The sequence below is a fragment of the Arthrobacter sp. BE255 genome (assembly GCF_031457335.1).
In the GTDB taxonomy this organism is placed as follows: Bacteria; Actinomycetota; Actinomycetes; order Actinomycetales; family Micrococcaceae; genus Arthrobacter.
Genome location: NZ_JAVDWK010000003.1, coordinates 283167 through 304961 on the forward strand (window position 1 = coordinate 283167; position 21795 = coordinate 304961).

At 63.2% G+C, this 21795-nt stretch carries 21 protein-coding genes; 8 read left to right on the forward strand and 13 right to left on the reverse strand.

The window, feature by feature from the left end; all coding sequences use genetic code 11:
• Positions 1-9: 9 nt before the first annotated feature.
• On the forward strand, positions 10-1737 hold the full coding sequence (gene ctaD / locus J2X42_RS07615) for a cytochrome c oxidase subunit I (RefSeq protein WP_310163825.1): 1728 nt from the start codon (positions 10-12) through the stop codon (positions 1735-1737).
• Positions 1734-2135, forward strand: a complete 402-nt coding sequence (locus J2X42_RS07620; RefSeq protein ID WP_310163826.1) for a cytochrome c oxidase subunit 4 — start codon at positions 1734-1736, stop codon at positions 2133-2135. Before ctaD ends, J2X42_RS07620 begins: the two co-directional genes overlap by 4 nt.
• A gap of 96 nt (positions 2136-2231) precedes the next feature.
• Here the strand turns inward: J2X42_RS07620 and J2X42_RS07625 are convergent, their stop codons facing one another.
• A complete protein-coding gene (locus J2X42_RS07625; RefSeq protein WP_310163828.1) occupies positions 2232-2525 on the reverse strand; it encodes an HPr family phosphocarrier protein in 294 nt (97 codons plus the stop codon).
• Between the two features lie 173 nt (positions 2526-2698).
• Here J2X42_RS07625 and J2X42_RS07630 point away from each other — a divergent pair, with 173 nt between their 5' ends.
• Positions 2699-3490: a GntR family transcriptional regulator gene (locus J2X42_RS07630; protein WP_310163830.1), complete on the forward strand. Its 792-nt coding sequence runs from the start codon at positions 2699-2701 to the stop codon at positions 3488-3490.
• 95 nt (positions 3491-3585) lie between these two features.
• Here J2X42_RS07630 and J2X42_RS07635 read toward each other — a convergent pair whose 3' ends face one another.
• From J2X42_RS07635 to J2X42_RS07650, 4 genes are all read right to left on the reverse strand, one after another.
• The gene (locus J2X42_RS07635; RefSeq protein ID WP_310163832.1) at positions 3586-5259 is read right to left on the reverse strand and encodes a ubiquinol-cytochrome c reductase cytochrome b subunit; all 1674 of its coding nucleotides are present in this window, start codon (positions 5257-5259) and stop codon (positions 3586-3588) included.
• Complete coding sequence (locus tag J2X42_RS07640; RefSeq protein ID WP_310163833.1) at positions 5237-6307, reverse strand: Rieske 2Fe-2S domain-containing protein; 1071 nt, start codon at positions 6305-6307, stop codon at positions 5237-5239. The genes J2X42_RS07635 and J2X42_RS07640 overlap by 23 nt, the downstream gene beginning before the upstream one ends.
• A 101-nt stretch (positions 6308-6408) precedes the next feature.
• On the reverse strand, positions 6409-7197 hold the full coding sequence (locus J2X42_RS07645) for a cytochrome c (RefSeq protein WP_310163836.1): 789 nt from the start codon (positions 7195-7197) through the stop codon (positions 6409-6411).
• An 87-nt stretch (positions 7198-7284) separates the two neighbouring features.
• Entirely contained in the window at positions 7285-7923 is a 639-nt protein-coding gene (locus tag J2X42_RS07650; RefSeq protein WP_207307733.1) for a heme-copper oxidase subunit III, read from the reverse strand.
• A gap of 148 nt (positions 7924-8071) precedes the next feature.
• Between J2X42_RS07650 and trpD the strand changes: the two genes are divergently transcribed.
• A complete protein-coding gene (gene trpD, locus J2X42_RS07655) occupies positions 8072-9130 on the forward strand; it encodes an anthranilate phosphoribosyltransferase (protein WP_310163839.1) in 1059 nt (352 codons plus the stop codon).
• 65 nt (positions 9131-9195) lie between these two features.
• Here the strand turns inward: trpD and J2X42_RS07660 are convergent, their stop codons facing one another.
• Entirely contained in the window at positions 9196-9477 is a 282-nt protein-coding gene (locus tag J2X42_RS07660; RefSeq protein WP_066291441.1) for an Lrp/AsnC family transcriptional regulator, read from the reverse strand.
• Between the two features lie 107 nt (positions 9478-9584).
• On the reverse strand, positions 9585-9983 hold the full coding sequence (locus J2X42_RS07665; protein WP_310163841.1) for a DUF3054 domain-containing protein: 399 nt from the start codon (positions 9981-9983) through the stop codon (positions 9585-9587).
• Positions 9984-10096: 113 nt separating this feature from the next.
• On the opposite strand from J2X42_RS07665, the gene J2X42_RS07670 reads away from it, so the two are divergent.
• From J2X42_RS07670 to J2X42_RS07680, 3 genes are read left to right on the forward strand one after another with little or no spacing between them, the layout of a single operon-like run.
• Positions 10097-10492, forward strand: a complete 396-nt coding sequence (locus J2X42_RS07670; RefSeq protein WP_310163844.1) for a VOC family protein — start codon at positions 10097-10099, stop codon at positions 10490-10492.
• Positions 10493-10515: 23 nt separating this feature from the next.
• On the forward strand, positions 10516-10983 hold the full coding sequence (locus J2X42_RS07675; protein WP_310163846.1) for a VOC family protein: 468 nt from the start codon (positions 10516-10518) through the stop codon (positions 10981-10983).
• A 21-nt stretch (positions 10984-11004) separates the two neighbouring features.
• Positions 11005-11154, forward strand: a complete 150-nt coding sequence (locus J2X42_RS07680; protein ID WP_310163847.1) for a glycine zipper domain-containing protein — start codon at positions 11005-11007, stop codon at positions 11152-11154.
• Between the two features lie 53 nt (positions 11155-11207).
• On the opposite strand, the gene J2X42_RS07685 is transcribed toward J2X42_RS07680, so the two are convergent.
• The 5 genes from J2X42_RS07685 to J2X42_RS07705 all read right to left on the reverse strand — a co-directional run bounded on the left by J2X42_RS07685 (position 11208) and on the right by J2X42_RS07705 (position 17466).
• Positions 11208-12716, reverse strand: coding sequence for a glycoside hydrolase family 32 protein (locus J2X42_RS07685; RefSeq protein WP_310163849.1), 1509 nt, complete (start codon positions 12714-12716; stop codon positions 11208-11210).
• A 105-nt stretch (positions 12717-12821) separates the two neighbouring features.
• Positions 12822-14429 carry an ABC transporter substrate-binding protein gene (locus tag J2X42_RS07690; protein ID WP_310163851.1) on the reverse strand — a complete coding sequence of 536 codons (1608 nt, stop codon included), beginning with the start codon at positions 14427-14429 and terminating at the stop codon, positions 12822-12824.
• 55 nt (positions 14430-14484) lie between these two features.
• Positions 14485-15444: a carbohydrate ABC transporter permease gene (locus J2X42_RS07695; protein ID WP_310163853.1), complete on the reverse strand. Its 960-nt coding sequence runs from the start codon at positions 15442-15444 to the stop codon at positions 14485-14487.
• Between the two features lie 7 nt (positions 15445-15451).
• Positions 15452-16426: an ABC transporter permease subunit gene (locus J2X42_RS07700; RefSeq protein ID WP_310163855.1), complete on the reverse strand. Its 975-nt coding sequence runs from the start codon at positions 16424-16426 to the stop codon at positions 15452-15454.
• Entirely contained in the window at positions 16423-17466 is a 1044-nt protein-coding gene (locus tag J2X42_RS07705; protein ID WP_310163856.1) for a LacI family DNA-binding transcriptional regulator, read from the reverse strand. Before J2X42_RS07705 ends, J2X42_RS07700 begins: the two co-directional genes overlap by 4 nt.
• A 732-nt stretch (positions 17467-18198) precedes the next feature.
• Here J2X42_RS07705 and J2X42_RS07710 point away from each other — a divergent pair.
• Positions 18199-18972, forward strand: a complete 774-nt coding sequence (locus J2X42_RS07710; RefSeq protein WP_310163857.1) for a class I SAM-dependent methyltransferase — start codon at positions 18199-18201, stop codon at positions 18970-18972.
• A 365-nt stretch (positions 18973-19337) separates the two neighbouring features.
• Here the strand turns inward: J2X42_RS07710 and J2X42_RS07715 are convergent, their stop codons facing one another.
• Positions 19338-21728, reverse strand: coding sequence for an excinuclease ABC subunit UvrA (locus J2X42_RS07715; RefSeq protein WP_310163858.1), 2391 nt, complete (start codon positions 21726-21728; stop codon positions 19338-19340).
• Positions 21729-21795: the final 67 nt, after the last annotated feature.

Below are 21795 nucleotides of genomic sequence, written 5' to 3' on the forward strand. Positions count from 1 at the left end.
GGGAGCGACGTGGCTACGTACACTCAATCCGCACCCACCGGAGTCCTGACGGCTCCCGTGGTTCCCAAATCCAAGGGACGCATCGTCGTCAACTGGATCACCTCCACCGACCACAAGACCATCGGGTACATGTACCTGATCGCCTCCTTTGTGTTCTTCTGCTTCGGCGGCGTGATGGCCCTGCTGATCCGTGCCGAGCTGTTCGAGCCCGGCATGCAGATCCTGCAGACCAAGGAGCAGTACAACCAGCTCTTCACGATGCACGGCACCGTGATGCTGCTGATGTTCGCCACCCCGCTGTTCGCAGGGTTCGCGAACGTGATCATGCCGCTGCAGATCGGTGCGCCCGACGTTGCGTTCCCGCGGCTGAACGCCCTGGCTTTCTGGTTCTTCCTCTTTGGTTCCACCATCGCGGTCTCCGGCTTCATCACCCCCCAGGGTGCTGCTTCCTTCGGCTGGTTCGCGTACGCACCACTGTCGAACACCACGTTCAGCCCCGGCATCGGCGGTGACCTGTGGGTCTTCGGCCTGGCGCTGTCAGGCTTCGGCACCATCCTCGGTGCGGTCAACTTCATCACCACGATCATCTGCATGCGTGCCCCGGGCATGACCATGTGGCGGATGCCGATCTTCACCTGGAACACCCTGGTCACGGCCATCCTGGTCCTCATGGCGTTCCCGCCCCTGGCTGCCGCCCTGTTCGCCCTCGGTGCAGACCGCCGCTTCGGCGCGCACATCTTCGACCCGGAGAACGGCGGCGCGGTCCTGTGGCAGCACCTGTTCTGGTTCTTCGGCCACCCCGAGGTCTACATCATCGCCCTGCCGTTCTTCGGCATCGTCTCGGAGATCTTCCCGGTCTTCAGCCGGAAACCGATCTTCGGCTACAAGGGCCTGGTCTACGCCACCATCGCCATCGCCGCGCTGTCCGTGACCGTGTGGGCGCACCACATGTACGTCACCGGTTCGGTGCTGCTGCCGTTCTTCGCCTTCATGACCATGCTCATCGCAGTTCCTACCGGCGTGAAGTTCTTCAACTGGATCGGCACCATGTGGCGGGGCTCGATCACGTTCGAGACTCCGATGCTCTGGAGCATTGGCTTCCTGATCACCTTCCTCTTCGGCGGTCTGACGGGCATTATCCTGGCGTCACCGCCGCTGGACTTCCACGTCTCCGACTCCTACTTCGTGGTGGCGCACTTCCACTACGTGGTGTTCGGCACCGTGGTCTTCGCGATGTTCGCTGGCTTTTACTTCTGGTGGCCGAAGTGGACCGGCAAGATGCTCAACGAACGCCTCGGCAAGATCCACTTCTGGCTCCTGTTCCTCGGCTTCCACGGAACCTTCCTCATCCAGCACTGGCTGGGCGTCGAAGGCATGCCCCGCCGCTACGCGGATTACCTGGTGGAGGACAACTTCACCTGGATGAACCAGTTCTCCACCATCTCCTCCTTCGTCCTGGGCGCATCGCTGATCCCGTTCTTCTGGAATGTGTACATCACCTGGCGCAGCTCAGAGCGTGTCGAGGTCGATGACCCCTGGGGCTTTGGAGCCTCGCTCGAATGGGCCACGTCCTGCCCGCCGCCGCGCCACAACTTCACGTCGCTGCCGCGGATCCGCTCGGAACGCCCCGCATTGGACCTGCACCACCCTGAACTGGCGCAGATCCACACCGTCGAGTCCCCGTCTGCAGCCGCAGCGGTGCTCGGTAACGCCGACCAGAAGGACACCGCCAAGTGAAGATCGAATCATGGATTTTTGGAGCCGGAGTCTTCTTCTTCGTGCCGGTCTCCCTGGTTTACGGGTTCCTGACCAACTGGCATGAATGGGTTGGCACGCTGGGTATTCTCCTGGTGGGCGGCCTGGCCGGAATGATCGGCGGCTACCTGGGCTTCACCGGCAAGCGCGTCGGCATGCGCCCCGAGGACCGCAACGACGCCGAGATCCACGAGGGTGCCGGCGAGCAGGGCCACTTCAGCCCCTGGAGCTGGTGGCCCCTGGTCCTGGGCCTGGCATGCGCGGGCGGTTTCCTTGGCCTGGCCGTGGGCTTCTGGATTACGTTCATCGCAGCCGGTCTCGCCGTTGTGGCGCTCGTTGGCTGGGTCTACGAATACAGCCGCGGGGACCACGCCCACTAGGCACCCCGGGCTGAGTACAGCAAGAACTTAACGACGTCGGGCCCCACCGAAAGGTGGGGCCCGACGTCGTTATTGGTTAAGTACGCTTGGTGAGCCCTAGCGGGCTCCCTGGGACTCTAAAAGCTCTGCAAGGGACAGGAGGGCCGCTTCAGCGGCCTGGAGCCCGTGGGGGGCTTCCACGGCCGAATCACTGACGCTGAGCACCACTTCGCAGCCGTGGTGGAAGTCGGCGGTCATCACTTCCAGCAACGACCGGGCGTCTACCCCCTGGAAGCCGGCTTTGCTGATGGTCACCGGCAGTCCGGTATCGGTAACGGCCCTGACGAACATCGCAGCAGGCCGGGCATGCAGGCCGATGGACGCCGATACCACTGCCTTGTGAACTGGCAACGCAACTCCTTTTCCCGGACGGCCCCCTCCGCAAGACGATAAATTTCCTGTCCAATATAGCCGTCGGGATGCGGGTCCGCCCAAACGGCGGCAGGAACTCACGGTGCCGGTCTAGACCTGCTGGCCTTTGACTTAAGATTGAAGGGTGAATACACCAGCAGGGACCGGGCATCGTGGCCGCTAACGCGGCCGGAGTTGCCGGTGAAATTGATCGAAGCAGCGGAACCGCGATCTACATCCAGCTCCGTGAGATTCTGCGGCAATACATCGCGAAGTCCTGCCCGCCGGGGTCTGCACTGCCTTCGGAGCGGGACCTGGCCGAACGTTTCGGCCTCGCCAGAATGACCGTACGCCAGGCCATTGACGCGCTGGTGGGCGAAGAGGTCATCGAGCGCGTCGTGGGGCTGGGCACGTTCGTCCGGAAGCCCAAGCTGGACCTGCAGGTCAAGCTCACCTCCTACAGCGAAGAGATGCAGCGCCGCGGAATGGTGCCCGCCGCCAAGGTCCTGAGTTTCGAGCAGATTGCTGCCAGTGCATTCCTGGCACGCGAACTCCAGCTCGACGAAGGCACCCCGCTGGTCCGGTTCCGCCGGCTTTTGCTGGCGGACGGTGAGCCAATGAGCGTTGATGAGAACTTCATCCCGGCCCACCGCGTCCCTGGCCTGTTGGATGGCGAGCCGCCCACGTCGCTGTACAACGTCCTGAGCGAGCAGTTCGGCCTTGTTATGGAATGGGGCGAGGACATGATCGAAGCCACCGCTGCATCGCCTTCCACTGCCCGCCTGCTGAATGTGGACGTGGGCGCGCCGCTGCTCAAGATCCAGCGTCATGCCTTCGTGGCACGGGCCATGGTGGACTATTCGGTTTCGTACTACCGAGCCGACCGCTACAAGCTTTGGGTGCCGCTGCAGCGGCCGGGGGCCAGGCCGGCGCGGCACCATGGGTCCGGCTATCGCAACACCTGATCCGGGCTTCGCCAGGTTTCGCCTGGCACCGCCTAACGCGAAAGGCCCGGTCCAATTGGACCGGGCCTTTCGCGTTGTATTCAGAACAGGTTGCCTTAGTGGCTGAGGCTCTTGCTTTCCTCGGCGGCTTCCACTGCAGGGGCGTGGTGGCCGTGTGCGGCCTCCAGCTCTGCCGGAGTTGCGGGGGCGACCCGGTCCTCGAAGAACCACCTGGACAGGAACGCCCGCTGCTTTTCCTTACGCGTCACGATGCCGTGATCGTTGGGTACGGCGGGCAGCGGAGCCGGGGACTCGAAGCCGACCAGCTTGTAGCGCTTGTACTCATCGAGCGGTGCGTGGACTTCGATGAACTCTCCATGCGGAAGGCGCACAATCCGGCCGGTTTCGCGGCCGTGGAGTGCGATTTCCCGGTCTTTTCGCTGGAGTGCCAGTGCCACTCGCTTGGCGACGATGTAGGCGATGACCGGTCCGATGAAGAACAACGTCCGGAGCCAGTAGGTCACATCGTTCAGCGACACGTGGAAGTGCGTGGCGATGAGGTCAGAACCTGCTGCCGCCCACATGACGCAGTACCAGACGAAGCCTGCAACGCCGATGGCGGTGCGGGTCGGGGCGTTGCGCGGACGGTCCAGGACGTGGTGTTCGCGGTTGTCCTTGGTGATCCAGCTTTCGATCCACGGGTACATGAACATCACCGTGAACAGGATGCCTGCCGGGACCAGGGCCGGCAGCAGGACGTTCAGCGTCAGCGTGTATCCGAAGACGACGTACTCAAAGTGGAAGTCGCCGATCACACCGGGCATCAGGCGCAGGGCGCCGTCGACGAAGCCGATGTACCAGTCGGGCTGGGTACCTGCGGACACCGGTGAGGGGTCGTACGGGCCGTAGTTCCAGATCGGGTTGATGGTGAAGAACGCTGCCATGAGGGCCACAACACCGAACACGATGAAGAAGAAGCCGCCGGCCTTCGCCGCGTAGACCGGACCCAGGGGGTAGCCAACGACGTTGCCGTCGTTGCGGCCCGGGCCGGGGTACTGGGTGTGCTTGTGCACAACCACCATGAACAGGTGCAGGACGATCATCAGCAGGATCAGTGCCGGGACCAGCAGGATGTGCAGCATGTACAGGCGGCCGATAACGGCGGTGCCCGGGAACTCGCCTCCGAAGAGGAAGAACGAGGTGTACGTGCCGATCACCGGAATGGACTTGATCACGCCGTCGATGATGCGCAGGCCGTTGCCGGAGAGCAGGTCATCGGGGAGGGAGTAGCCCGTGAAGCCGGCAGCCATGGCCAGGATCAGGAGGACGCCGCCGACAACCCAGTTCATTTCACGCGGTTTGCGGAAGGCGCCGGTGAAGAAGACGCGGAGCATGTGGACCGCGATGGACGCCACGAACAGCAGGGCCGACCAGTGGTGGACCTGGCGCATGAACAGGCCGCCACGGACATCGAAGGAGATGTCCAGGGACGAGCTGTACGCCACCGACATTTCAACGTTCTGCAGCGGGATGTACGAGCCGTCGTAGTGCGTCTCCGCCATGGACGGGTCGAAGAAGAACGTCAGGAACGTACCCGACAGCAGCAGGATGACGAAGGAATACAGCGCCACCTCGCCAAACATAAACGACCAGTGGTCGGGGAAAACCTTGCGTCCGAATTCCCGCAGGATTCCGGAGCCTCCAACGCGTGCATCGACGAAATCGGTGATGCGTCCGGCTTTAGTCGTGGCGACGAAGGCGGGGGCTTTAGCTGTTGATGATGCGCTCATGCTCATCACGCTCCCAGTAACTCGGTCCAACAGGTTCTTTGAAGTCGCTGGTAGCGACCAGGTAGCCCTCGTCGTCAACTGCGATCGGCAGCTGGGGGAGTGGCCGGCTGGCGGGGCCAAAGATCACTTTGCACTCTTGTGTGAGGTCAAAGGTGGACTGGTGGCACGGGCACAGCAGGTGGTGCGTCTGCTGCTCGTACAGAGCAACGGGGCAGCCAACGTGGGTGCAGATCTTGGAATAGGCAACGATTCCGTTGTAACCCCAGTCTTCGCGGCCCTCTGAAGGGTTAAGCGATGCGGGGTCCAGACGCATGAGGAGCACAACGGCCTTGGCCTTTTCGTTGAGCTTTCCCTCATGGAGTTCATTGAGGCCTTCGGGGATGACGTGGAACGCCGAGCCGAGGGTCACATCGGATGCCTTGATGGGCGTTCCGTCGGGGTCCCGGGTGAGGCGCTTGAGCTTGCCTTCAACCGGTGCCCACATGGTGTGCGACAGCTTCTTGTCCGGGCGCGGGCCCAGGTCGCCGAAGATGGCCAGGGCGGGAAGGGGTGCCAGCGCCACAGCCCCAAGGAGGGTGTTGCGGATCAGCGGGCGGCGCTTGATGCCCGTTTCGTCCACAATGTCGTCGACGATGCGGACTGCTGCCTGCCGGTCTTCCTCCGTGCGGATCGCGTGGCGTTCCTCGGAGACTTCATGGTCCGGCATCAGGGCCTTGGCCCAGTGAACGATGCCCGTGCCGATGCCGAGCATGGCAAAGGCGGTGCCCACGCCGAGCAGTGCGTTCTGAAGCCGGATGGTGGCGATGTCGGCGCCTTCACCCAGGTCGATGGCGAAATAAGCCACCAGGAAGATCAGTGTGCCGACAACGGAGGTGCCAAAAAGTAGGGCGACCTGCCGTTCTGCACGCTTGGCGGCCTTCGGGTCCGTGTCAGCCAGGCGCAAACGGTGCGGAGGAAGCCCAGGATCCTGGAACTTCTCCACCTCATTCTGACCAGCCGTAGCTACGGTGCCCGAGTGGTTCGGACTGCCGTCACTATGGTTGCCCATAATTCGCCTCATCCTTCTCTCGTCCCGGCTTATGCCGAGTTAGTTTTGCAATTTCAAACTGCTGACGGATCAGCAGGAGTTCTAATGGTGTTGCGGAGCGCCTAGGACGTCCGCGACGTCAGCCAGATGGTGAACGCAATAATGACGCCCAGTCCTGCAACCCAGACAAACAGGCCTTCCGATACGGGGCCGAGGGCTCCGAGGTCTGCCCCGCCGGGGGAGCCATTGGCTTCGATCTGCTTGAGGAAGGTGATGATGTCGCGCTTGCCTTCAGGGGAGACGTTGGCGTCGTTGAATACAGGCATGTTCTGCGGGCCGGTGACCATGGCCTCGTAGATGTGCTTCTCGGAGACGTCAGCCAGGGCGGGCGCGAACTTGCCGCGCGTCAGGGCGCCACCGGCAGCGGCGGCGTTGTGGCACATTGCGCAGTTCACGCGGAAGAGCTCGCCACCTTCGGCGGCGTTGCCCTGGCCATCGAGCAGGTGTTCTTCAGGGATTGCCGGGCCGGCTCCCAGGGAAGCTACGTAGGCTGAAAGCTGGTGGGTCTGCTCGTCGTTGAACTGGGCCGGCTTCTTGTAAGCCTGGGGTCCGTTCATCTGCATCGGCATGCGTCCGGTGCCCACCTGGAAGTCAACCGCCGCGGCACCAACGCCGACGAGGGAGGGACCGTCCTGGGTGCCGCTGGCACCCATTCCGTGGCAGGTGGCGCAGTTCGCTGCGAAGAGCTTCTCGCCTTCGGCGGTGTCATTGGCGCTGTAGCTGGTGGTGGATGCCTTCGCCTCGTTGACGGTTGTGGCAACGGCGTACAGCCCACCCGTGACGAGGAGCCCCATCAGGAGCAGCGCTATTGCTGCTAGCGGGTGACGTCGCTTTTGCGAGAGTGCCTTCACGTGGTGGTTCCTTTATTCGATCCTGCGCCGGCTCCGAGAGCCGCTTCTTGAAATTCTGCCTCTTGTAGAAAAAGAATCAAAGCTTGACTACTTGAGTACGTAGATGACCAGGAAGAGGCCAATCCACACGACATCCACAAAGTGCCAGTAGTACGACGTGACGATCGCTGACGTCGCCTCAAAGTGGCCGAACTTCTTCGCCGCGAAGGAGCGGCCCATGATGAAGAGGAAGGCGATGAGGCCGCCGATGACGTGGAGGCCGTGGAAGCCGGTCGTGATGTAGAAGGCGGAGCCGTACGCGTTGGAAGACAGCGAAACGTGCTCGGAAACGAGCATCGCGTACTCGGTGGCCTGGCCGGCCACGAAGAAGCCGCCCATGAGGAACGTCAGCGTGAACCATTCGTTCATGCCCCACCGGGAGAACTGGAACGGGCCGCCGGACTTCCGGGGCTGCAGCCGTTCGGCGGCGAAGACGCCCATCTGGCAAGTAAAGGAACTGGCCACGAGGACAATCGTGTTTACGAGCGCAAAGGGGAAGTTGAGCTTGGCCGTCTCTTCCGCCCACATCTGTCCGCTCGTGGAGCGCAGTGTGAAGTACATGGCGAAGAGACCGGCGAAGAACATCAACTCGCTGGACAGCCACACTACGGTTCCAACGGAAACCATATTGGGGCGGTTCAGCGTGGGGTGCGCCGGGGTACTGGGGGCATGGGTCGCAGATGTCACATAGACATTATGTCTATAAAAGTCCGTACTTCCCAACGCAAACCGCCTTTTGGGGGGACTTTTTCTACAAAGACGCGAAATCACCGGGAAAAGTTCCCGGAGGGGTTCACATTGGTCAGGGCGCGGCGTCGGTCGATAGCATCAGGGAGTGACTTCACTCGCATCGGCACCGGCGGCAGGCAATACCTGGCCGCGGCTCATCTCGGCTCTCATCAGTGGCGCGGACCTTACCGCTGACAACACGGCGTGGGCCATGGACACCATCATGTCGGGGGAAGCGACGCCCGCCCAGATCGCCGGTTTCCTGGTTGCACTCAGCGCCAAGGGCGAAACCGTGGAGGAGCTCTCGGGCCTGGTCGAAGCCATGCTGGGCCACGCGAATCCGGTCATTATTTCCGGTGAGAAGCTCGACATCGTGGGCACCGGCGGGGACCAGCTGAACACGGTGAACATCTCCACCATGGCCGCCCTGGTGGCGGCGGGCGCAGGCGCCAAGGTGGTCAAGCACGGCAACCGCGCGTCGTCGTCCTCCTCGGGTTCCGCCGATGTTCTGGAGGCGCTCGGGGTCCGGCTTGACCTGCCCATCAGCCAGGTTGCCCGGAATGCGGAAGAGGCGGGAATCACGTTCTGCTTCGCCCAGGTGTTCCACCCCTCGTTCCGCCACACGGCGGTTCCGCGCAGGGAACTGGCCATTCCCACCGCCTTCAACTTCCTGGGCCCGCTGACCAACCCTGCCAAGGTCCAGGCCTCGGCCGTCGGAGTGGCCAACGCCAGAATGGCGCCGCTGGTCGCCGGGGTGCTGGCCCGGCGGGGCAGTCGTGGCCTTGTGTTCCGGGGCAATGACGGCCTCGACGAACTGACCACCACCGGCCCGTCCACCGTCTGGGAAATCAGGGACGGCCGTGTGACGGAACTGGAGTTTTCGCCCGCCGATCTGGGCATCCGCCGCGCGACCGTCGAGGAACTTCGCGGCGGAGACGCACAGGTGAACGCCGCCGTCGTGCGTGATGTCCTGGCCGGCCACCCCGGACCCGCACGGGATGCCGTCCTGCTCAACGCCGCTGCGGGCCTGGTGGCCTTCGACCGTTCGGCCGACGGCGACTTCCTGGAGCGCATGCGTTCAGCGCTTGATCGCGCGGCCGCCTCTGTGGACTCCGGTGCCGCGGCGGCTGTCCTCGACCGCTGGGTCTCGCTGAGCCACGGATAAGGAACCCCCACATACAGGAGCAGGGCCCGGCTGGAAGCCGGGCCCTGCTTGGTTAACCTAAGCTGCTACTGCTCGAAGCCAAGAGCGAAAGCGGCGTCGAGATCGTGCTGGGAGTACGCGCGGAAGGCGATATGCGTGGTGGTGTGGACCACGGCCGGAACTTTGGAGAGGCGGTCGGCAATGACGTCGGCCAGGTCCTCATGCCTGGCTACCCTGGCGACCGCGATAAGGTCCCATTCACCGGTGACCGAGTACACCTCGCTGATGCCCTGGATCGCGGAGATTTCCTCCGCGGTTTCGGGAATGCGGGCGGCGTCGGTTTTGATCAGAACGAATGCGGTGATCACTTTCAATCCTTCCGGATCTGTTGCGCCGTAGCAGTGCCCGGCAAGACTGTTCAGTCCTGCCAGCCTATTACATGGGCACGGTCCGCAGGCCAGGTTTCACGGCCGCGTCAGGACCTTCTGAGCCTGCGCACCAATGCAAGCAACGCACGGTACCCCACCAGGAACAGCCCCAGGCTCAGCAATGCCACAATGACGAAGGCCACCACCACTGTCTGGCCTGTCACTGCCCGAAGGATCATGCCGCCCGCAACAGCGCCCAGCCACACGATGACGCCGGCCGATAGTGAGAGCGGACGCCGCCGTACCCGGCCCGCCAGCCAGGCGATGGCCGCGCCGGCCAGGAAGGGCCAGGCGGTGAGGAACACTCCGGTGATGATGTCGCCCCGCTGGTGTGCGTCCCTCCCGATCGCGGCGAAAACCAGGATCAGGACCATATCGGCCAGGGCTGCGGCAATGACGGCCTGCCGGCCGCTGTTAGGCGTGTGTTGCTGGGTCTGGGAAGTCATGGCTTCGAGCCTAGCGTTGCGGCGACGGCGGCCGGGAAGCCATGGTTGCTCCGGGGTCCGGGATTGCGGAAGATTGCAGGACAGACTGTGCGGCATATCACCCGGGAGGCACCGTGCGCTTGATTCAGGTGGCCCAGCAAGCCCATGACCTTCCGCGCGCAGCTGCGTTCTACGCCAAATTGACGGGAGTGGAGCCCACCGCAGTCTTTGACCCTCCCGGGCTGCTGTTCTTCGATCTCGACGGCGTCAGGCTGCTGCTGGAGCGCGGCGCGCCGTCGTCAGTGCTCTATTTGGAGGTGGACGACGTCGCCTCCACTGTCCGGACGCTGCAGGACAGCGGTGTGGAGATTGTTGCCGCACCGCACGTGATCTTCCACCATGCCGACGGCAAGCTGGGACCTGCCGGCACCGACGAGTGGATGGCCTTCATTAAGGACTCTGAAGGGAACACTGTGGGGCTGGTCAGCAGGCGTGCTCCGGCCGTTGTGCAGGTACCGCCCCCGGACTAGGCTCGAGCCGGAAAGGAGCACCCATGCAGATTTCCACTTGCCTGTGGTTCGAGAACCAGGCCGAAGAAGCCGCCGAGTTCTATGTCTCAGTCTTTGACGACTCCCGAATCCTGGAGGTCTCACGCTACGGCGAGGGCGGCCCCGGTCCCGCGGGTGGGGTAATTACCGCTGAATTTGAGATCGAAGGGCGCAGGTTCCTGGCTCTGAACGGGGGAGCGCCGTCCAACTTCACCGAGGCGGTCTCCTTCGTCGTTGACTGCGAGGGCCAAGCGGAGGTGGACCGCTACTGGGCGGCGCTGACCGACGGCGGCGCCGAGAGCCAGTGCGGCTGGCTAACGGACCGCTATGGTGTGTCCTGGCAGATTGTGCCGTCGGTGCTCGGATCGCTGATCGGCGGGCCGGACCCCGAGGGCGCCCAGCGCGCCATGCAGGCGATGCTGGGAATGCGCAAGCTTGATATCGCCGCACTTCAAACAGCCTATGAGGGGTAGCACCATTCCGGCGGCCCGCCGATGAACAAACCGTTGTGGATCGGCACACTGGTCGGCGCTGCCCTCGGCATCGCGCTCGGCCTGGCTATCTTCCAGAGCCCGTTCGTGGGCATGTTTGTTGGAGCCGCCCTGGGAGCCGTTGCCGGTGCGGGTGTTCGTCCGCGGCGCTAAGCGGCCACGCGTAACAGCCACGTTGGGACGAAACCCGCGGAACCAGGACCGAGCTAGGCGTAGCGGGTGATGTCCAGGCTGCTGACGGTTGCTGTGCCGCCCAAGGCATAGACGGCGACGTCGGTGCTGGTGGGTGCGGGAAAGATCAGTTCCGTCATGGTGACCTGGCCGTCCTGGGCGAAGATTTCAACGGAGCAGCGGTCCACGTAGATGGTGAGTTTGTACGAGCCGTTGATCGTACGGATGGGGGCGGTGTCGATGGAAGGGAAGGATGGGTGGAAGTCCGTCCGCCCGGAGGTGCGGCGGTCAACATGGAGGGTGCCGGGGACGGGTCGGATGCCGATCCGGGTTCCGTGGGCTCCGTTGCCACGGACGATGAGCCCGAATTCCTGGGCGTTTCCTGGGGTGAAGGTCGCCTCGATCCGCTGGACGCTGCCTGCCGCCCCGTCCAGGACACGCGTGCAGTCCGACAGTTCCGTAGCCGCAAGGGTGAATGACTGGCCGGCCCCGGAAATTGCTTCGAAATCGCCGGTGGCCTGTTGGATCAGGCGGGGACGTCCGTCGACGGTCCGGAGTGATACTTCGCGGGCCAGGGTCATGGGGCTGCGCCACGGCGAGGTGGGGATCTGGTTGGCGTATTCCCAGTTGTTCATCCAGGCGATCATGAGGCGGCGGTTGTCGGGGGCGTCGCTGAAGGATACAGCGGCGTAGTAGTCCCGGCCCCAGTCCAGCCACTGATACTCGCCCAGCCGGGCGGGGTCCTGGTGCCCTTCGGTCACGGTGGTGGCGGAGGTGAACGTCGTCCCGTCGAAGTCTCCGACGAAGTACTGCCCCGCAGAGCCGTTGTTGGGACCGCCCGGGTTGAGGTTGACGGTGAGGACCCACTTCAGGTTTCCCGGATCCCCGTCCACTGGGAGGGGGAAAAGGTCCGGGCATTCCCAGACGCCTCCGGTGGCGTTCGCCGGGCCGAAAGTGCTCAGCGGCTCCCATGCCCTGAGGTCGTCGGATTTGTAGAGCACCACCTGGAAGTCCGTGGCTTCCACGGCGACCATGACCCAGTAGCTGCCGGCGCCGCCGTCGTACCTGATGACTTTGGGGTCGCGGAACTCTGCTGAGCCGCGGCTCAGAACGGGGTTGGCCGAGTGTTTGGTCCAGGTGTAGCCGCCGTCGCGGCTGTAGGCCAGCGACTGCGCCTGGAGCCCCGCATGCCTGGAGCCGGGTTTGAATGCGCTGGTGTAGACGGCGACCAGGGGCGGCGCCGAGTCGGTGCCGAATCCGCTGGTGTTGTCCCGGTCGAAAACGATGCTGCCGGAGAAGATGTCTTCGTCATCGTCGCAGGCGATGGCGACGGGGTGTTCGGTCCAAGTGACCAAGTCAGGGGAGGTGGCGTGACCCCAGGACATGTTTCCCCAGACGTTGTCCAGCGGGTTGTTCTGGTAGTAGAGGTGGTAGAGACCTTCATGAAAGATCAGGCCGTTGGGGTCATTGAGCCAGGTGTTCCGGGTGGCGTAGTGCAGCGCCGGGCGGAAGGTGTCGGCCGTGGTGGCGGTCGCGGCAGTCATGAAGGCGGGGTCTCGTTTCTGTGCGGGTCGGGTGGGAACACCTGTCTGGGGCCTCCCTGGGGTTGGGTGGGCCGGTATGCACCGGCCCACCCGGGTACTTCGGTGTTAGGAGTTTTTCTTGTAGCGGTCGTAGGCCTGCTGGTAGACCTCGATCATTTTGTCGACGCCGACGTTCTTGAGCTGGGCGACGTAGCCGTCCCATTCCTGCTCAATGCCGCCGGAGACGATCCACTTGGCCATGTTCTGCTTGACCAAGGACGCGGCGTCCGTTTCGATGGTGCCGATCTGCTGGAGTTCCTCGGTGGACAGCGCCACCGGCGGGTACCCGTCGTTGGCGGCGAAGGGCTTGTAGTTCTCTTCCACTGTCTTCTGGCGTGCGGCGGCGCGGGGTTCGGGGGCCACAACGTTCTTGAAGTTCTCGGCGGTGTTGGCTTTCGGGCCGCCGGGCGCGACCTTTTGGCGCCGTTCGCCCTCGCTTGTCCCTGCCGGGGCGGGGATCTGGGTCAGGATGCCGCTGGCGTCCTTTTGCAGGGTTTCGCCGATCGGTCCCCAGTTGGCCTGGGCTGACTGGATGGGGTCGTAGAGGTTGTCTGCCCAGCGCATGGTTGCGGCCGGGTATTTGTTGGTCCGGGTGATGGCGAAGGCGCCGCGGGCGATTTCCTGGTTGTTGGACTGGCTGGCGATGCGCTTGCCGTCCACGCCTTCCAGGACCGGGACCAGGGAGTAGTTGTTGGCGCGGTCCGCGCCGACCATTTCGGGGATTTCCCACCAGACGAAGGAGCCGAGGTTTTCCGTTGCGGCCTTGCCCTTGGCCAGGTACGCCTTGTCATCCTGGGAGAAGGACTCCGGATCGATCAGGCCTTGCTGGTACCACTCGTGCAGGGTCTGGATGGCCTTTTTGTAGCCGTCCTGGGTGGGAGTGAAGATGACTTTGTCGTCCTTCACGATGCGGTGGTCCATGTTGTCCGGTACTCCGCCGAGGGCGGCGATCAGGTCAACGATGTCCCCGCACCAGGAACCTGGCATAAAGCTCAACGGTATGGTCTTACCGGTCCCGGAGGCGTCCCGGGTTTTGAATGCGAGCAGTGCGTCGTGGAACTCATCGATGGTTTTCGGCATCGGGATGTTGAGCTTCTTCAGCCAGGCGGTGTTGATGGCCAGTTCGTTGGGGAACTGGACCAGGCCGAGCTCTTCCACCGACGGCAGGGAGTAGATGTGCCCGTCCGAAGAGGTGATGGCTCCCTTGATGTCCGGCCGGTCAGAGAGCAGTTTGGAGAGGTTCGGGGCGTTTTTGTCGATGAGCCCCTCAAGCGGGATGAGGGTGCCGCTGGCCGAGTAGGTGGCGATCTCGGCGTCGGTCAGCCCCGAATTGAAGAAGGCATCGGGCAGGTCGCCGCTGGCGAGGATGAGGTTCTTCTTTTCCTTGAAGACCGTTTCGGGCAGGTTCTCCCAGTTGATGTGGACGTTGGTGGCCTTTTCCCATTCCTTCACCACGGTCATGGTGTTGTAGTCCGGGGCAAGCGCTGCCTTCGTGCCGGAGAACGTCAGGTCGAGCTGCTTGCTGACGATCGGGAAGCCTGTTTCCTGGAAGCCGAAGTCAGCGGAGGCGTCTTTGATCTCCGTGGTGCCTGAGCCGCCGCCGGAGCAGGCGGTGAACATCAATGTTCCGGCCAGGACGGCGCCGAGGGCGGCGAATTTACGGCTAAATGCCATGGTCATTCCTATTCTGAGGTGGGGATGCTGCATCTGGGTTGCTGCGAGGGGACGGTTATTTGACGGCGCCGATCATGGCGCCCTTGGTGAAGTGCTTCTGCATGAATGGCAGGGCAATCATCAGTGGCAGACTCGAGACGACGATCATGGCGTACTTGGTGAGCTCTGCGATCCGTTGCGCTGCCGCATAGGATTCGATGTCTCCGCCGGTGGTTCCGGCTGATGAGACATCTGACTGGATGAGGATGTTCCGCAGGACGAGCTGCAGCGGGTACTTCGAGTCGTCGTTGAGGAAGATCAGCGCGTCGAAGAACGAGTTCCACTGGGCTACGACGTGGACCATGATCATGAGCATGATCAGCGGCTTGGATAGGGGGAGCACCATTTGAAAGAAGAATTTGAAGTCAGTTGCCCCGTCCATCTGGGCGGCTTCGCGCAGTTCGTTGGGGATCGTGTGTTCAAAGAATGACCTGGCGATGATCAGGTTCCATACGCCCACCGCTCCCGGCAGGACCACTGCCCAGACGGTGTCCAGCATGCCCAGGTCCCGGACCACCAGGTACTTGGTGATGAGGCCGCCGTCGAAGAACATGGTGATGACGAACAGGAGCATGAGGATCTTGCGGCCGGGCATGTCCTTGCGGGACAGTGCGTACGCGCCGCAGAGGATAGTGCTGACGCTGATGGCGGTTCCGAGGACGGTGTAGATGACCGTGTTGCCCAGGCCGTTCCAGATCCGGCTGTCGGCGAAAATCCGTTCGTAGCCCTCCGTTGTAACACCGGAGGGGAACAGCCAGACCTTGCCTTCGTAGACGGCGTTCGGGTCGCTGATGGAGGCGATAACGATGAAGTACAGCGGGTACACAACGGCCAGGATGGACAGCAGCAGGACCGTGGTCGCAGCGACGTTGAACGCACGGTCACCGTAGCGGTCCCGCAGCGTCCGCCTGGGGCGGCCGGGGCTGATGGCCCGGTTCGGGTTGTTGAGAGTACGTGGGTTGGTTGTCAGGGACATGTCGGCATCACCACAGGGTCGCTTGGTTGGCCCGGCGCGCGATCGTGTTGAAGACGAGAAGCAGCGCCAGGTTGAGGAGGGAATTGAACAGGCCGATGGCGGCCGAGTAGCTGAACTGCGCCTGCTGCAGGCCCGCGTGGTAGACGTAGGTCTGGATGATCTCCGAAGTCGAGAGGTTGAGCGGCGTCTGCATCAGCAGCGCCTTCTCGAAACCGACGTTGAGCAGGTTGCCGATGGCCAGGATGAACAGGATCGTCACCACCGGCATGATGCCCGGCAGATCAATGTGCCGGATGCGCTGCAGCTTCGAGGCGCCGTCGACCTTGGCTGCGTCATGCAGCGCCGGGTCGATGGCGGCAAGGGCTGCGAGATACACGATCATCGAGAAGCCGGCGTTCTGCCAGACATCCGAGATGACATAGATGGGCCGGAACCACTCCGCGGAACCCATGAAGAAGACCGGCTCACCGCCGCCGAGCTGGATCGCGTTGTTCACCAGCCCCGACCTGGGGGAAAGGACCACGAACATGATGCCCACCACCACGACGGTGGAGATGAACGCGGGCGAATACAGCACAGTCTGGGTGAACTTCTTGAACCTCTCGCTCTGGAGTTGGTTCACCAGCAGCGCCAGGATGATCGGGATTGGGAAGGCCACCAGGAGTCCCAGGACGGCGATCCACAGGGTGTTGCCGACGACCTGGCCGAACTGGTAAGAGTTCATGAACCTGATGAAGTGCGTCAGGCCCACCCACGGGCTGTCCGTGAAGCCGTCCACTGGGTTGTAGTTCTTGAACGCGATCTGCACGCCATACATCGGCCAGTACTTGAAGACCAGGATGTAGACGATCGCCGGGGCGAGTAATACGTATAACTGCCAGGCGCGGGAAATCCTCTTGAGGCGGAGCGACAGAGAATTTTTTCGTTGCGGCAACGGTGCCGCAACAGGACGACCGCGTCGGGCCGGGATGGTGCGGCTCATGGCATCTCCTTAGGGTTAGTCACGGAATTACGTTCAATCAAAGGGCAGTCCATCAGCTCGACCCGGCCGTCGGGTTCCGCATCCTGGAGGATCAGTTCAACCGCGCGCCGGCCCATGGCGACGAACGGCAATTCAAAGGTGGTCAGTCCCGGCCGGAGGAACGGTGCCAGGGTTGCCTGATTATCGAAGCCCACAATGGACACGTCCCCGGGAATTGAGAGCCGCAGGTCCGATACGGCCTGGTAGGCGCCCCAGGCGCCACGGTCGTTGGCGCAGAAAATCGCAGTGGGCGGGTTGGCTGAGGTCAGTAGCTCCATCGCGTACTTGTAGCCATGTTCCTCGCCGCCTTGGCCGAAGCGGACCAGTGCCGGATCCACGTCCAGTCCCGCTTCCGCAAGTGCAGCGCAGTAGCCCTCGTACCGGCCGACTGCGGCAGGAAGGCCGCTTTCAAGGGTTTCAATGTTGATCAGTGCGATCCTGCTGTGGCCGGCCTGGAGCAACCGGCGCGTGGCTGCGTAGCCGCCCTTGACCTCGTCCGGTGCGACGCTCGGTACCCGGCCGGCCCGGTCCTGGGAATTCAGCACCACGGACCTGACGCCGGTCAGGGCCTCAGGAACGTCCAGGCGACGGTGGTACATGGCGGCGTAGACGACGCCGGCAACTTTGTAGGAGAGCATCGTGTCCAGGGATGCGGCCTCGAGGTCCCTGTCGCCGCCGGTGTTCACGGTGAGCAGCAGAAGCCCGTCCTCCCAGGCCCGCTGCTGCGCGCCTTCGATGATGGCGCCGGCAAAGGGAGTAGTGGCCACGGAATCGCCGATGAACCCGATCATGCCGGCGACGCCTTCGCGGAGGACTTTGGCGTGGGCGTTGGTGCGGTAGCCGAGCCGGTTCACGGCGTCCCGAACGCGCTTGCGGGTATCCTCGGAAAAACGCGACCCTGCGGCCGAGTTCAGCACCAAGGAAACGGTGGCCTGTGAAACGCCGGCAGCAGCAGCGACGTCGTGCATTGTCGGTCCTGATTTGGGCCGTGATCCAGCCATGGGCACCTCCTTGGGCCTTCGGTAATTTCAGTCGGTTATTCGTATAACTTGGTGTAACTGTATCTTGCATCACATCAGCCGTCAACAGGGTGACGAGATCCATCCTGATCGGAGGGAATCAAGCATGATGAAGCCGTTGGGCCGGCGCCATCAGGACGCAGAGATCCACCCGGAGTGGACCTGTGCTGGGGCAATCCGATGCGGGATGTACGAGCATGCGTAAGGCCGATATTCAGGCCGGGGGAGAGGGTGCCGTTGCCGCTCATCTGCCCGGGGCCTAGGAGCAGGGCAGCAAGGGAATGCGCGTCTTCGAAGACCGGCAGGACCTGCGCCTGCTCGAGGCCGCCGGGTTTGAAAACGGCGTCGTACTTCTGCGCTAGGAGCTCAGGAAATAGGTAGAAGGTCCGCACTTTCTGTTTTTGCGAAGTGCCCGGTATTCGATCGCCATCTGGGGCGACGCGTACGGGCCTCGGAAGTGGCGGCCAGGCACCGGAAAAAGGACAGTGCGTATCCCTGGGTCCTAACGGAAGAATCTGCAGTCCGATCAGTTCTACTGGACACGCTGCGTATCAGGTTCGGATGTATTGATAGTTCCAAAGCGCCGAACGCGGCGAATGACCGAGCGGATCAGCCCGCGCTATCCGCGGCATGCGCGGACGGGTTATTCTTGCGAAAACATTGGTGCCCGGCTTGCTCCGCTTGTGGACTGGCGTCCCGCCGCGAGTCTGCTGTGTGACGGAGGTAGTGGTTGTGACGGAATATGACGTGCTTGCCGAGGTGTACGAATGGCTCATCTCGGATGCAAAGTTGCCTCCCGCCGAGTTCGCTGCGTCGTTCGATGACGTCCTCAGTTTCCTGCCGTCGAACGCTCACGTCCTCGACTGTTCCTGCGGAACCGGACAGTTGGCAGTTGGCCTCGCCGGTCGTGGCATGCAGGTTGTCGCAACTGACGCCAGCGAAGCGATGGTTCGCCGGACTGCCGAGTTGTCTGAGGAGTTCGGGGCCTCCGTCCGGGCCGTGCGGGCGAACTGGGAAGAGTTGCCCGACCACTTCGAGGACGACACGTTCGACATGGTGTTCTGCGTTGGCAACTCGCTTCACCATGCCGCGGGTGCGACAGGCAGGGGTGCTGCTCTGGAGTCGATGTCACGGCTTCTGCGCCCTGGTGGGCGCTTAGTGCTCACATCCCGTACTTGGGAACTCGTGAGGGCCAGAGGTTCCCGGCTGGACATCAGGGACCGACTCGTCCGCCGGAACGGTCGCGATGCGGTCGTGGTCTACCGCTGGGAGATTGCGCCGCATTGGGAGGATAAGCACCACATCGAGATTGCGATCGCCCAAGTTGATGCGACTGGGCTGGTTCTTGTCCGCTCGGAAATGCTGTCCTGCTGGCCCTACCGGTACGAGGAACTCGAAGTCGAGCTGCACCGGGTCGGACTCCGGACGGAAATGAGCACGTTCGATCTTGAGGCCGAGAACTACATGGTGGTCGCGAACAAGGTATAGATACCGGGCTCTCAGTGCCTGGCCGGTCCGCGGGAGAGGGCTCCAAGGATTCATCTGATGAGATGCGCAGAGTGCTACTTTACATAATGTAGATTATCGGCGTTATTGGGAGGACTCCGATAGGGCCCTGTGGCCGGGCCGTCCCGCGTGTCCTCAATCTGTGTCTGGCACGTTTATTTACACCCGGTTCAGGACCAATTTCGGTGCGGCGCCGGTAGTAAATTCCCGCGGGATGGCATTTCGCGACAATGCCGCCGGACAATGTCGCCTTGGACTGTCATCACGCGGCTGAATTCCCGAGCCGCTTCCAAAGCCGGGCCAGATTGACATAACTCGGCCCGGCTTCGTCTTGTGGGGTTGGATGCTTAGCCGACGTACGCCGCGAGGTGCTTGCCTGTCAGGGTCGAACTGGCGGCCACCAGCTCGGCCGGCGTGCCTTCAAAAACGACCTTGCCGCCGTCGTGCCCTGCGCCGGGTCCCAGGTCGATGATCCAGTCGGCGTGTGCCATGACAGCCTGGTGGTGCTCGATGACGATCACAGATTTTCCGGAGTCGACCAGCCTGTCCAACAGGCCCAGCAGGTTCTCGACGTCGGCCAGGTGGAGTCCGGTGGTCGGTTCGTCGAGGACGTAAACGTCACCTTTTTCGGCCATCTGGGTGGCAAGTTTGACGCGCTGCCGCTCGCCGCCGGACAGTGTGGTGAGCGGCTGGCCGAGCGTGAGGTACCCCAGTCCGACGTCGACCAGCCGGTCCAGGATCTTGTGGGCGGCCGGCGTCCGCGCCTCCCCTTCGCTGAAGAACACCTCCGCCTCGGTCATCGACATCGCCAGCACCTCGGCGATGTTGCGGCCGCCCAGCGTGTATTCCAGCACGGATGCCTGGAACCGCCGGCCCTCGCAGTCCTCGCAGGTGGACTCGACGGTGGCCATCACGCCCAGCTCGGTGAAGATGACGCCCGCGCCGTTGCAGGTGGGACAGGCACCCTCGGAATTGGAGCTGAACAGCGCCGGCTTCACGTCGTTGGCTTTAGCGAACGCCTTGCGGATCGGCTCGAGCAGGCCGGTGTAGGTCGCCGGGTTGCTGCGCCGCGAGCCTTTTATGGCACCCTGGTCAATCACCACCACACCGTCGCGGCCAGCCACCGAGCCGTGGATCAGGGAGCTCTTCCCGGAGCCGGCCACCCCCGTCACGACGCACAGCACGCCGAGCGGGACATCGACGTCCACGTCCCGGAGGTTGTGCGTGGAAGCCCCGCGGACCTCCATTTTGCTTGCTGATTGACGCACCGTGGCCTTCACGGCTGCCCGGTCGTCGAGGTGGTGCCCGGTGATTGTGTCGCTCCCCCGCAGTTCCTCCACACTGCCCTCGAAGCACACATTGCCGCCCTTGGTGCCGGCGCCGGGACCGAGGTCGACGACGTGGTCAGCGATGGCGATGGTCTCCGGCTTGTGCTCCACAACGAGCACGGTGTTGCCCTTGTCACGGAGCTGCAGCAGGAGCTGGTTCATCCGCTCGATGTCGTGCGGGTGCAGGCCGATGGTCGGCTCGTCGAACACGTAGGTGACGTCCGTGAGCGAGGAGCCGAGATGACGGATCATCTTCGTGCGCTGGGCCTCTCCCCCGGACAGCGTGCCCGCCGGCCGGTCCAGTGAGAGGTAGCCCAGCCCGATCTCAGCAAACGAATCGAGCAGGTGCCGCAGGCCCTTCAGGAGGGGCGCAACCGACGGCTCGTCGAACTCCCGGATCCACCCGGCCAGGTCGCTGATCTGCATCTCGCACAAGTCGGCGATGTTCTTGCCCCGGATCCTCGACGACCTGGCCTCGGGGCTGAGCCGGGTGCCCTCGCACTCCGGGCAGGCCTGGAACGTGATGGCGCTCTCCACGAAGCGCCGCACGTGCGGCTGCATCGCCTCGACGTCCTTGGACAGCATGGACTTCTGGATCTTGGGGATGATGCCCTCGAACGTGAGGTTGATGCCCTCGACCTTGATCTTGGTGGGCTCGGCGTACAGCATCGTGTCGAGCTGCTTCTTCGTAAACGTGGCAATCGGCTTGTCCATCGGCAGGCCCATTCCCTCGAACAGCCGGCCGTACCAGCCGTCCATGCTGTAGCCCGGGACCGTCAGGGCACCGTCAGCCAGCGACTTCGTGTCGTCATACAAAGCGGTGAGGTCGAAGTCGGAGACCGAACCCATGCCCTCGCAGCGCGCACACATGCCGCCCAGGTAGACCTGGTTCTGCACAACAGCCTTCTCAACCCGGCCGCCCGCCTTCTCAGTGCTCATGACGCCGCTGGCCTTCCGCGTCGGGACGTTGAAGGAAAACGCCGTGGGCGGCCCGACATACGGGGTTCCCAGCCGGCTGAAGAGGATCCGCAGCATGGCGTTGGCGTCCGTCGCAGTGCCCACCGTGGAGCGCGGGTTGGCACCCATCCGCTCCTGGTCAACGATGATGGCCGTCGTCAGTCCCTCGAGGAAGTCGACGTCGGGCCGGGCCAGGTTGGGCATGAACCCCTGCACAAAGGCGCTGTACGTTTCATTGATCATCCGCTGCGACTCCGCGGCGATGGTGGCAAACACCAGTGAGCTCTTGCCTGAGCCGGACACCCCCGTGAAAACCGTCAGGCGGCGCTTGGGGATCTCGATGCTGATGTCCTTGAGATTGTTCTCCCGGGCACCCTGCACACGGATCATGTCGTGGGTGTCGGCAGCGTGCAGCATAGGCGACTGCTTTTCCGAACTCGTGGCGATGCTCATTGTTGTCTCCCTGTTCTCACCCGGCTTGTTGCGCGACGGTGTCGCCCGATGGCGGCCCCGGCAGCCC